Origin of the sequence: Frankia sp. AiPs1 (assembly GCF_023716945.1) — a bacterium.
Lineage (GTDB): Bacteria > Actinomycetota > Actinomycetes > Frankiales > Frankiaceae > Frankia.
Genome location: NZ_JAMQQF010000152.1, coordinates 1 through 12,200 on the forward strand (window position 1 = coordinate 1; position 12,200 = coordinate 12,200).

The following is a 12,200-nucleotide window of genomic DNA, read 5'->3' on the forward strand; positions in this document are numbered from 1 at the left end:
CCTCGATCGGCCCGGCCGGGTCGGGCGCCGCTGCCCCGGGCCGACGTCCAGGGCAGGCCGACGATGCCGCCACCGCAGCGCCATCCGTGGGTGGCGGCGCCTCCGCCACCCCCACCGAGGAGTCGATCCAGACACCCGCGGTGAGCTCACCGACGGTCCCGAGCACAGCGGACCAGACCCCCGCCGCGGCCGCCAGGCAACGCCGAGGTGCGTCGGCGCCGGCGGCCGAGAGCGAGCCACCTTCCACCGATCCGGAGGAATCGACGACAGAGAGTGCCGACGAGTCGACCGCAGAGAAGTCGAGTGCACCCGCTGCGTCACGAAGCCGCCAGAACAACGGCACCCGTGGGGGGGAACGTCCCGCAGGCGGTCGACGTGGACGCAAGTCAGTGCCAGCATGGGACGACATCGTCTTCGGCGCCCGACGGCCCTGATCAGGCCGCAGCTCGCCAGGGGCGAGTACCGTCCGCGGATCCGAAGCTCCGCGGACACCACGCCGCTCTGGATGCAATGACGCCACGAGAGCCGGCTGTGAGTAAACCGTCACATGGTCAGCAGGAACGTCTGACCGCCTAACACAGTTGGAGTAGATGTGACAGGGACTACCACGAAGCCGACGCTGACCAACCTCGATCGTTGCGACCGGTGCGGTGCCCAGGCATACGTGCGGGTGGTGCTGCCTGGCGGCGGGGATCTCCTTTTCTGCCGGCATCATGCCAAGTCGCACGACTCCAAGCTGCGTGAGATGGCCGTCGAATACCACGACGAAACCGACAAGCTCAGCGTGTCCTGAGCCCTACGCTCAGGTATTAAAGGGGCATGCCACGATCACGTGGCGTGCCCCTTTCGCTGCTCTCCGCCACGACGGGGAGCGGACGGGGTGACATCCTGCCGAGCGTTTCCCCGCCCGCTCCCCCTTTCCGGGGATCTGCCCCGACACCGCGTGGGCGCCGTTGACCTCCAGGCGTTCCACCAGGCCATACGGTGGGGCCGTGGCCGCCATGGGGAAGGAGGCACCCATCCCCGTCGCTCGCAGCCCGGCACGGGGCCGCTGGTCGGTGCTGCTTCGTCGGGTCGTCCTCGAGGCCAACCCGGAACTGGTGGCGAACGCCCGGGAGCGCCGCACCGTGGCCCAGGCGAAGGTGCGGCGTAGCGCGATGTTCCGTCGCCTTGACCGCCAGCAGCGCCGGGTCCCGCGGGGACCGCTGCGCCTGGCCCGCACGACGCTTGCCAACGCCTGGCGCCACCGGGTGCTCGGCCTGGCCGCCGAGGCGGGATTCTGGCAGCTGCTGTCCCTGCCGCCGCTGCTGCTGTCCCTGCTCGGCGCGCTCGGCTACGTCGCCGACGCCATCGGCGGGAACGCGCTCAGCAGCATCCGGGACAGCATCCTGCGCGGAGCAGGTGACCTGCTGACCGAGTCGGTGGTCGACGACGCGGTGCGGCCCACCGTGGACGAGATCCTCTCTCGCGGTCGGCCGGATGTGATCTCCATCGGCTTCGTGCTCTCGCTGTGGACCGGTTCGACGGCGATGGCGACCTTCGTCAACACCATCACCATCGCCTACGGCCAGCGCGACCAGCGTTCCGCGGTGCGCAGCCGGCTGGTGGCGCTGGGCCTGTTCCTCGCCCAGGTCACCAGCGGTGTGATCATCCTGCCGGCACTGATCCTGGGACCTGGGCTGATCTCCCGGATACTCGACGCCGACCGGCACCCGTCGGTCGACCATCTGCTGACCCTGCTGTTCTGGCCGGTCGTCGGGCTGGTCGCGCTCGCGATGCTGACCTCGCTCTACCACCTCTCCCTGCCGATGCGCAGGCCCTGGTGGCGGGCGCTTCCCGGGGCGACCCTGGCGTTGGTGTGCTGGCTGGTCGGCAGCGACGTGCTGCGGCTGTACCTGGAAATCGTGTTCAGCCACGAGCTGGTCTACGGCTCGCTGGGCGCGCCCGTGGCGGCGCTGCTGTTCTTCTACATCACCGCAGTGGCGGTGCTGCTGGGCGCCGAGCTCAACGCGGCGCTGGACGAGCAGTCCTCGCAGCGCAAGAGCAGCCAGGACGGCGGGCCCACCACCGGCGGCACCTCACCAGCCGGCACCTCACCAGCCGGCACCTCGCCAGCCGGCACCTCGCCAGCCGGGGTCAGCCCTCCCACCACAAGAAGCCCGCCTGCCGCCGGCGGCGGCCCGCCGACCGGCGGCGGCCCGGGCCAGGTCGACGGGAAGCCCGATTCACCCGGCCTCGGCGGCGTCTCGTTCGACCATTGCGCCGTCGATGGCGATCCCACCCCGCCGACGTCCCCGCTGCGGCGAGGGCCTGCTCAGTAGGTGCAGGAGACGCCCGCCGGGGCGGCGGCCGGAGTCGGCTGCGCGCTGACCGGAGCGCCGTCGCCCGCGGCCGCAGCCGCAGCCGGCCGGGACCAGGACACCGGGACGACCCCGGTGGTGGTGGGACCGGCAGGCAAGGCGCCCGCCGTGGTCGCCCCGACGGCGCGACCACCGAAGGACTTCAGGAAGGCACCGAGCTGGTCGGGATCGGGCACCAGCACGCTCTGCCCGGCGCGCTGACCGGCGGCGGCCGGCACCGTGGCGAACGCGACCCCACCGGAGCCGATTGACTGCATGCGGACCGCCAGCAGGCGCAGGTCGGCCAGGGAGGTGCCGTCGTCGAGGGTGATCGCCGAGGTCGCGGCGTCGACCACATTGATCAGCTTCGCCGGATTGAGCAGCGTGTCGGTGGAGGCGATCCGTTGGAAGACGACCCCCAGGAACTGCTGCTGGCGGCGGATCCGGTCGATGTCGCTCTCCGGCAGGCCGTACCGCTGGCGGACGAACGCCAGGGCCTGCGCGCCGTTCAGCCGGTTCTCCCCCACCTGACCGGAGAACCCGGAGTAGTGATCATGCAGGTTGTCGAAGCCGCGTTCCTTCAGCTCGGCCGGCAGTTCCCTGATACAGACGGTGACCCCGCCCAGGGCGTCGGTCATCCCCTGGAAGCCGACGAAGTCGATCTGGACGTAGTGGTCGACGCGAATCCCGGTGAGGCCCTCGATGGTCGCGACCAGCAGGGACGGGCCGCCGTAGGAGAAGGCCGCGTTCAGCTTGGAGCGCTGGGCCGCGTGCTGGGTGCCCTGCGGGTCGGTGTAGGCCGGTATTCGCACCCACAGGTCGCGGGGGAACGAAATCAGGGTCGTCGAACCGTTGCCGTCGAGATGGGCCAGGATCGTGGTGTCGGACCGCTGCCCCTCGGCCACCCCGAACTCGCCGTTGGTCCCCGCCCGGGTGTCGGATCCGACCAGCAGGATGTTCTGCGTTCCGCCGGCGGCCGACGCCGGCCGGTCCACGCCGGCGGAGAAGGTCAGGGGGGTGTGTCGGACCCGGCCGTCGTAGTGTCGCAACACGGCCCAGCCGCTGGTGGCCAGGACGAGCACGACCGCGGCGAGCACCGCGGCGACCGCGGTGACGCCGCGACGAATCGAGCTGCCTCGCGGCGCGGGTTCGCCGGTCTCCGGTAGATCCGGCCGGGTCGGGCGGTCCACCCGGGGCGGCTGCGACCCGGCATCGCGGCGCGGCCACTGCCCCGCCGGCCAGTTCTCCGCAGACGCGGGCCCGGGAGCATCGCGTCGGGAACCATCACGCCGAGGGACATCATGCCGGGAACCATCACGCCGAGGGGCATCGCGTCGAGGCACATCACGCCGAGGCACATCGCTTCCAGGGGCATCGCGTCCAGGGGCATCGCGTCGAGGGGCATCGCGTCGCTGGCCGTTGTCCTCTCCCGCATGCCGCTCCTCGGGCGGCCCATGCCGTTCCGGCCGATCCGGAGGCCAGGTCATGGCCGCCTCCCCCTCCCTCGTCCATCGGGAGCAGATCTCCCGCGCCGGTAGGACCGTCGGACCACCCGCGCCGGTCGGCGCCGCGATCGACGCGGTGCGGCCGGTCCCGACGGCGCGCCACGAGCCGACGAACGGAACACTCCCGGACAGCCTCTCATCGATTCCGTTCGGTGGGGCACCCCGCACGCCCTCGGCGGCTGTCGGATGGGCGACCCGGCACGGCCGGCGACCCCGGGTCCGAGGATCGCGTGGCACGCGGCCTCGACTCGCCCTCCACGGGGGCGGCCGTCTGCCGCACATGCGGACCCGCGTCGGCGATCGGACCGAGAATCCTGACATAGCCCCGATGTGAGGTCACTTACAGCACCCTGGTGGAGTCACCCGTGTCGACTCGGATGTCCGGGCTCACCGGGAGCCGCCCGTTCCCCGGGCCGGGAAGCGGATGAACGCGCGGATATTAGGACGGGATTGTGGGGATCGATGACGTCCGCACCCGGACCGAACCTCCGTCGTGTGCACCGTCCCGGGCTCTTACCCGGGGTCCGGCATCCCCGTCAACAGGCTGCGACAGAAAGTTACGTAACGGCGCATTGAGGGGATCTCGCACAACCGGTTGCTTGCCCGTGTTAACCCGTTCGAAGCGGGAAGGCCAGCCCTTGGGTAACCTGCCGAAGTCGCCGGACACAGCCGGCCCGTACCTCCGACCCCGCCGATCGGATGACGACGCGCGCGAGTACCGATCGCCGAGCGCGGGATGGGGCCGGGCGCCATCCGGATCGCCTCACATCATCCGGACGATCGGCGTACCGAAAATCCGACACCGGCCGCGGCGAGATGTCCGTCGCGGTCTCGATGGGCGGCGGACCGGTTCAGCACTACCCGTCGGAGCACGACCCGGCCTACCGTTAGTGGTATGAGTGCCCAGTCCCACCAAAGCACACCTCTACCGGCCGGCCCGGGGGTACCCGAGGGAGCCCCGGCGGAGCGTGACCAGAACGTCGTCACAGCCGGCGAAGCGGACGTTGTCCGCCCCCGCATCGATGTACCCGGGGCGGTGCCGGATTCCGCTGGCGCGGAGTCGGATTCGGAGCCGTCGACCGCCGGGACCGCCGAGTCCACGGTCGAGCCGACGGCGTCTTCCGGCCGCGAACCCGGTCAGGCCAACCACGATGAGGAACCGCACGCGGCGTTCCGGCGATTTATGGCAACCGGCTGGGCGCCCATTGACGACGCTGTGCCATCCCGCGATGACTGCGCACCCTACACCGCGAAACGCCGCGCCTTGTTGGGCTCGCGGTTCCCGACCGATGCCCTCGTGGTACCCAGCGGCGGCCTGCGGGTACGGGCAAACGACACAGATTTTCCGTTCCGTCCGGGAAGTGACTTCTTCTGGTTGACAGGCTGTCATGAACCCGATGCGGTGCTGGTTCTGCTACCCAACGCGGCCGGTGAGCACGATGCCACGCTGTATGTCGCCGGCCGGTCGGACCGATCCAGCTCGGCGTTCTACACCGACCGCCGATACGGGGAACTCTGGGTCGGTCCCCGGCCGGGGGTTCGCGAGACAGCCGCCGCCCTGGAGATCGAGTGTCGGCCGCTGACCGATCTGCCGGGTGCGTTGGCCCGGCTGGCCCCGGGAAACACCAGGACGCTGCGGGGAATCGATCCGCTGGCCGACCGCTCGGTGCTGCGGTGGTCCGACGACAGATCGGGCGACGACCGCGATGTGGTCCTCGCCCAGGCCCTTTCCGAGCTGCGACTGGTCAAGGACGACTTCGAGATCGCCCGGTTGGACGAGGCGGTCGCGGCGACGGCTCGCGGCTTCACCGAGTGCGTCGGGGAAATCGGCCGCGCGATGGAGCTGCCCAACGGGGAACGCTGGCTGGAGGGCACCTTCTGGCGGCGTGCCCGCGTCGACGGCAACGACGTCGGCTACGGCTCCATCGTCGCCTGCGGGCACCATGCAACCACCCTGCACTGGGTGCGCGACGACGGGCCGGTGCGCGCCGGTGAGCTGGCCCTGCTGGACATGGGGGTGGAGGGAAGGTCGCTCTACACCGCCGACGTCACCCGCACGCTGCCGATCACCGGCCGGTTCACGGAGCTGCAGCGCCAGGTATACGACGTGGTTCTTCGCGCGCAGCAGGCCGGCATCGATGCGGTCCGCCCGGGAGCCTCGTTCCTTGCTCCACACCGGGCGGCGATGCAGGTCATCGCCACCGCCCTGGCGGACTGGGGCCTGCTGCCGAACGGGGCCCAGGCATCGCTGTCGGAGGATCCCCACGCTCCGGGCGCGGGGATCCACCGCCGATACACTTTGCACGCCACGTCGCACATGCTCGGGCTGGACGTGCACGACTGCGCCCAAGCGCGGGACGAGACCTACCGGGATGCGGCGCTGGAGCCGGGGATGGTACTGACGGTGGAACCGGGCCTGTACTTCCAGCCCGACGACCTCACCGTTCCGCCCGAGCTGCGCGGCATCGGGGTCCGGATAGAAGATGACATCCTGGTCACCGGGACAGGAAGGCGGAACATGTCCGCCGGGCTTCCACGAACCTCGGAAGACGTCGAAAGCTGGATGGGCCGACATCTGCCGAACTGACGGAACGAACAGAGCCGACGACAGCGCGCGTCGGCTCTGCGGTCAAACGTTCCTGCCACACCGGCCAGGCCGGTGTGGCAGGAACCTGCCCTGGCAAAACCTGATCAGCAGGTCTTCGGGCTCCGGGGCCTGCGGCCCGCGGCCGAATACCGCGGGCACGACGGGTACTACGGGGTCCACCGCTTCGAGTCTCGACCCGGAAAAGTCGTCAAGACCAGGATCAGTGGGCCTTGTCGTACGCCTCGACGATGTTCGAGGCGATACGGCCACGGTCACTCACCGTGTATCCGTTGCTGCGCGCCCACTCGCGAATGTCGGCGGTGCGGTCGGTTCCGCCGGTACGTCGCGAAGCGGTACGCACGCCACGGCGGCTGCCCGCCGCACGGCCGCCGGAACGGCGGGCCGCGGTCACGAACGGGGCCAGCGACTCACGCAACTTCGTCGCGTTCTTCTCCGACAGGTCGATCTCATACTGCGCACCGTCGAGTCCGAAGCGGACAGTCTCGTCGGCCTCTTCTCCACTGAGATCGTCAATCAACGAGACGATGGTCTTCTGGGCCATGCCACACTCCTTCAGGTCAGCGGACCGCAGAACTCACGCGTCTAGTATTACCACGAGAACACCGGGAACTGTCACGCCTGGTTCGGCGGACTCGCAGACTTGGGGCCGCCGAACACGAAGACACCGGTCTAGGCACGCTGGTGAGGCTGTCGGAGTGCGGAACCCAAAGACGGTGGCCAAGCTCGGCATGATAGGGGCGATCATGTTCTGCGAATCACACCTTCCGAGCCGAAACGCCGGCCGCAAGCGGACAGTTGGGCCGCCGTCGGCCGGGCGGCGACCATGTCCGCCGACCTTGGGACACCGATCGTGTTCGTCTACCGACTCCCCGGACGATTGCCGGGCAATCGGCGGCCATCAGCCGGTGGGTGCTTTGGGGTGCTGGCACCGCGAGCGGAACCGACCGGTACGAATGCCAAAGGGGATCCTGGCGGCGGATGAGTACGCCTGATTCCGGCGCCGGCCCTATGGCTCGGCGCACGGACGAGTACCCACGGACGTGGGTGGTGGACGGTGCCAACGTCATTGGGTCCCGGGCCGACGGCTGGTGGCGCGACCGTCCGGGCGCGGCCCGGCGCCTGCTCGCCGATATTTCGGCCTGGATCGCCGGGTCCGACGGGCACGTCGGATCACCGGGGTCAGCGGAATGGCCGACGGGGATCGTGGTCGTTCTGGAAGGGGCGGCCCGGGCCGGGGTTCCCGCCGCGGTGGTGGTCGTCGAGCCGACTCCGGCGAAGCCCCTGGCTCCCGACGATGACCAAGTCCAGGTACGCGGAAGCACGGACCAGCCGAACGGGAACACGGACCAACCGAACGGGAACACAGGCCAGCCGAACGGGAACACAGGCCGGCCATGCGGGAAGGACGGTCGATCCACGGGGACGGGCGACCGGTCCGCGAGGAAGGCGGACCACAGGGCCGAGAACGGCGATCGCCGCGCGGAGAAGGGCCGTCGCTCGCCCGCAGACGGCAACAGCAATTCCGGGAACGGCGCCGACCGATCGGACGCGACGAACGACGACGGCCCCGCACTCGCACCCACACTCGCCGTCGTCCACGCCCCCGGAAACGGCGATGACGCGATCGTCGACGCCGCCCGCCGCGCCGGCCCCGGCGTCATCGTCATCACCTCGGACCGCGGGCTCACCGCCCGCGTCCGCGCCCTCGGCGCCGAGGCGCGTGGCGCCGGCTGGCTGTGGGACCGGCTCCGGCGGTGAGCGCGCCCGCCCAGTTCTCGGTGGTACCCGCGACGCCAAGCACAGGGCTTCGCCCACCGAGCTCCCCTACCGAGCGCCGCCCGCCGAACTCCGCCCGCCGAAGTCATCGCCCGACAGTTCCCGGTCCGACTCGGCCGGCTTGCCCCTTCCGGGGCTCTCAACGCCGATGCGGAGCCGCAAGGGTGCTAGGGCAGCAAAAGACCCGACCGTGAAGCCAGCGCGGGTCTGACGCCTTCTGAGGGCCTCGCATCGCCCTGGCGCACCGGTGCCCGCCGCAGCGACCAGGCATCGCCCGGGGAACCGCCCGAAAGCCCGCGGGGATCTCGTGAACGGCGCCCCGCGGGGACGGTGCCGGCCGCAGACGCCCGCTCCTGTCGATCCACCAGGCGGCCCCGCAGACGTGTCGCGCGCGGCTTGTCTGCGGGCCGGGCGAGGCGGCGCTGGGCGGGACGCAGACTCAGACGCCGACGGACACCGGTCGCCGCGGCGGCGGGCCGGCGGCCAGGCGGGCGGCATAGCGCCCGGCCGCGACGCTGACGTCGAGGGGAATTCCGAAGCAGTCGGACAGCCTGGGCGCGGTGAGCACCTCGGGTGCCGGGCCCGCGGCCCGCACCTGGCCGCCGCGCACCAGCAGGGCGTGGGTGACGCCCACCGGGATCTCCTCGACGTGGTGGCTGACGAGGACGCTGACGGGCGCCGAGGGGTCGGCCGCGAAACGGGTCAGCCGGCGCAGCAGAGCCTCCCGGGCCCCCAGATCAAGCCCGGAGGCGGGCTCGTCGAGCAGGAGCAGCTCCGGGTCGCTCATGAGCGACCGGGCGATCAGCACCCGCTTGCGTTCGCCTTCGGACAGCGTCCCGAAGCGCCGGTCCCGCAGTTCCCGGCAGCCGAACTGGGCCAGCAGCCCGGCGGCGCGGGCAAGGTCGACGTCGTCGTACGGCTCGTCGCCGCGGCCGAGCACCGACCAGCCGGCGGTGACCACCGCGTCGAGCACCCGCTCGTCCGGGGGCGGCGTCTCGACCAGCGCCGGGCTGACGACGCCGACGCGATAGCGCAGCTCGAGGAGGTTCACCGTACCCAGCCGTTGACCGAACAGGTCGACCGCGCCCGAGGTCGGGAACAGCCGGCCCGAGGCCACCTGCAGGAGGGTCGTCTTGCCCGCGCCGTTGGGGCCGAGGACGACCCATCGCTGACCGGGAAGCACCTCCCAGGAAACATCTCGCAGAAGGTACGACCCATCCCGCACGACATTGACATTGTCGAGCCGCAGCACCGCGTCCGGCATGGCGCTCACGTTACGCGAGACGTGCCCACCCGGCGGCGCCGGGACAGCCCGACCCCGCCACACTCGCCCTGCGCCGCCCGCCCGGGCGAGACGATCACGGCGAGCCCGGATCGGCGGGGACCGGCGCCACCAGGTCGACCTCCGCCCAGACCACCTTGCCGTCGGGGATCGGGCGGAAACCGTGCCGCACGGCAAGCCGGGAAACCAGGTCGAGCCCGCGCCCGGCCTCGTCGTCCGGCGACGCGTGCCGGCGCCGGGGCAGCCGGCCGCCGCCGTCGGCGACCTCGACGACGGCCCGGTCACCGAGCCGGCGCAGCCGCACGGACAACGGCGGTCGGCCATGCCGCACGGCGTTACTCGTCAGCTCGGACAGGACCAGTACGACGGTGTCGATGATCTCGGCCGGCAGGTCGGCGTTCTCCAGCGCGAGCCGGCCCTGCGCCCGCGCCGCGTGCAGCCCGGACGGCCCGTCGACGGTGACGTCGAGCAGCGTCGGCCCGGCGGTCGGTTCGTCGGGCAGGCGGGCGAGCAGCAGCGCCACGGCGTCGTCGGCGGGCGCCGGCTGGTTGTCGCGGCCAAGGCCCGCGCAGGCCGCGGTCGCCAGCACGTCGAGGTCGGCGTCGGGTGCCTCGTTGGTGCGGGCCAACACGGCCGCGAGGTCCGAGACGCCGGCGTCGACGTCCCGACCACCCCCCCGGACCAGACCCTCGGTGAACAGGGCGATGAGGTAGCCCCGGCCGAGCCGGACGGTGTACTCGGTGGCATCGGTATGGCCCGACGGATCCCGGTGGGCGTCGCCGAGCGGCGAGCCGACCGCCATGTACAGCCGCGAGACGAGCCCGTCCGGGGCGACGACGAGGGGCGGCGGATGGCCGGCGCTGGCCAGCGTGAGCACGCCCGTGTCGAGCTCGGCGATCGCGTAGATACAGGTCGCGACCTCGCGTCCCGGCATGTCCGCGACGACGCCGTCGAGCAGCGCCAGCACCTCGCCGGGTGGCAGGTCGAGCCGGGCGCAGGCACGCGCGGCGGCACGTAGCTGCCCCATCACGGCGCTCGTACGCAACCCCCGGCCGCGGACGCCGCCGATCACCAGGGCAGCCCGGCCGGCCCCGAGGTCGATCACGTCGAACCATTCCCCGCCGGCGTCCCCCTCGGCCCCGGCGGGCAGGTAGCGGGAAGCCACCTCCAACCCCCGAGGCACCACCGGTGCCGCGCCGCGCAGGGTCTCGTGCAGCTCCACGGCGCCGCTGCGCGCGCTGTGCTCGCGGTCGATGCGCTCCAGGGCGACCCCGGCACGCGCGGCGAGCTCGGTCAGAAAGGCCAGGTCGGCCTCGATGAACGGGGCCCGGTCACCGACCGCGGTCAGGCTGAGCACGGCCACGGTTCGCCCGGCCCGCACCACGGGCAGCACCGCCGTCGTGTGGGCGCCGGCCTGCCGGATCCAGCGCGCGACGTCGGACGGCGGATCCCAGCCGTCCCCGGCGTGGCTGACGATCTGCCCGATCCCGCCGACCGCGACCTGGGTGACCGGGTTCGACGGCGAGGCGAGCGCCGCGATCCAGGCGCCGTTCGAGGGCGCGGCGCCGGCCGCGGCGGAACCCGCGACGATCAGTGGCCGGAGCCGCGGAATCGGCGTCGCCCCGCCCGTTCGTCCACCGCTGTTCGGCTGGGTCCCGGCCACCTGCGCGCCGTCGTCAGCCGCCGAGTCCACCGAAGCCACCGAAGCCACCGGGTCCACCGAGTCCGCCGAGTCCGCCGGGTCCGCCGGGTCCGCCGAAGCCGTGGTGGGCGCGAGGGCCGGATCGGCCGTGACCAGGTGCACCGCGCACAGGTCCGCGATCTCCGCGACGATCAGGTCCGCGACGGCCTGCAGGGACGGCTCGGGGTCCCCGGCCGCGGTCACGATCTGGGTGACCCGGGTCAGCAGGCGCAGCCGCCGGTCGGTGCGTTCCCGGGCCTCGCGCTCCTCGTCTGCCGCGGTGAGCGCCGACTGGGCCCCCGCCGCCTCGGTCACGAGCCGCTCGTGTGCCCTGGCCCGCTCCAGCGCGCGTGCGCCGGCGGCGGCGATGCCACCGAGGTAGGCCCGATCCGCGGCGGTGAAGGTCCGCGGGGCCGGGAAGGCGAAGGTCACCACGCCGAAGGCCGAGCCGTCGGCGGCGACCAGCGGCAGCATGGCCCACGCCTGCTCCCCCGCCGCCGCGGTGGCGTCGGCGAGACCGGACACCGGCCAGCGAGCTAGCAGCTCCTCCCGGTCGGCCAGGAACAGGGGCCGGGCTCCCCGCACCACCTCGGCCACCGGATGCACCGCTCCCAGCGCCACGTCCGGCCAGCGGCCGAGCCGCTGCGCGGTGTTGGCGCCGGGACGCGCGAACCGCAGCTCCTCCTGACCGTCGTCGACCAGTGCGACCCCGCGCCCGGCCGCCCGCGCGGCCTGACCGCCGACGTCGACAATCGCGGCGAGGACCTCGTCGACCGTGCTGGCCCGGGCCAGCGCGACGGAGAACAACCCGCCGGACTCAGCCCGCTGTACGGCCGCCTCGGCCTGTTCGACGGCCGCCTCGGCCCGCTGATCGGCATCGGCCCGCGCCGCCTCGGCGGCCCGCTCCCTTGGGCCGGGCTGGAAGGTCACGGCCGGATGGGCGGTTAAATCGGGAAGGGCGGTCAAGGCGGGATTGCTCAACCGGTGGCGTCGAGCAGCACCGGCCACA

8 protein-coding genes are annotated in these 12,200 nt (G+C 72.1%); 4 read left to right on the forward strand and 4 right to left on the reverse strand.

Translation table 11 applies throughout. The features are described 5' to 3' along the window. The first annotated feature begins 592 nt into the window (after nt 1-592). Both ND748_RS15345 and ND748_RS15350 read left to right on the forward strand, forming a co-directional pair. On the forward strand, nt 593-793 hold the full coding sequence (locus tag ND748_RS15345; RefSeq protein WP_009742431.1) for a hypothetical protein: 201 nt from the start codon (nt 593-595) through the stop codon (nt 791-793). Between the two features lie 208 nt (nt 794-1,001). After that, the gene (locus ND748_RS15350; protein WP_251746492.1) at nt 1,002-2,321 is read left to right on the forward strand and encodes a YihY/virulence factor BrkB family protein; all 1,320 of its coding nucleotides are present in this window, start codon (nt 1,002-1,004) and stop codon (nt 2,319-2,321) included. Here ND748_RS15350 and ND748_RS15355 read toward each other — a convergent pair. Next, the gene (locus ND748_RS15355) at nt 2,315-3,529 is read right to left on the reverse strand and encodes an LCP family protein (protein ID WP_374215930.1); all 1,215 of its coding nucleotides are present in this window, start codon (nt 3,527-3,529) and stop codon (nt 2,315-2,317) included. The two genes, ND748_RS15350 and ND748_RS15355, sit on opposite strands and share 7 nt — an antisense overlap. 1,498 nt (nt 3,530-5,027) lie before the next feature. Between ND748_RS15355 and ND748_RS15360 the strand changes: the two genes are divergently transcribed. Beyond that, nucleotides 5,028-6,431: an aminopeptidase P family protein gene (locus ND748_RS15360; protein WP_251746493.1), complete on the forward strand. Its 1,404-nt coding sequence runs from the start codon at nt 5,028-5,030 to the stop codon at nt 6,429-6,431. A 220-nt stretch (nt 6,432-6,651) separates the two neighbouring features. On the opposite strand, the gene ND748_RS15365 is transcribed toward ND748_RS15360, so the two are convergent. Further along, nucleotides 6,652-6,993, reverse strand: coding sequence for an Lsr2 family protein (locus tag ND748_RS15365; protein WP_011606763.1), 342 nt, complete (start codon nt 6,991-6,993; stop codon nt 6,652-6,654). 503 nt (nt 6,994-7,496) lie between these two features. On the opposite strand from ND748_RS15365, the gene ND748_RS15370 reads away from it, so the two are divergent. Then, nucleotides 7,497-8,210, forward strand: a complete 714-nt coding sequence (locus tag ND748_RS15370) for a hypothetical protein (protein WP_251746489.1) — start codon at nt 7,497-7,499, stop codon at nt 8,208-8,210. A gap of 457 nt (nt 8,211-8,667) precedes the next feature. Here ND748_RS15370 and ND748_RS15375 read toward each other — a convergent pair whose 3' ends face one another. Both ND748_RS15375 and ND748_RS15380 read right to left on the reverse strand, forming a co-directional pair. After that, complete coding sequence (locus tag ND748_RS15375) at nt 8,668-9,492, reverse strand: ABC transporter ATP-binding protein (RefSeq protein WP_251746490.1); 825 nt, start codon at nt 9,490-9,492, stop codon at nt 8,668-8,670. Between the two features lie 94 nt (nt 9,493-9,586). Further along, nucleotides 9,587-12,200 (reverse strand): SpoIIE family protein phosphatase (locus ND748_RS15380; RefSeq protein WP_251746491.1); only part of this gene is annotated, 2,614 nt, incomplete at its 5' end.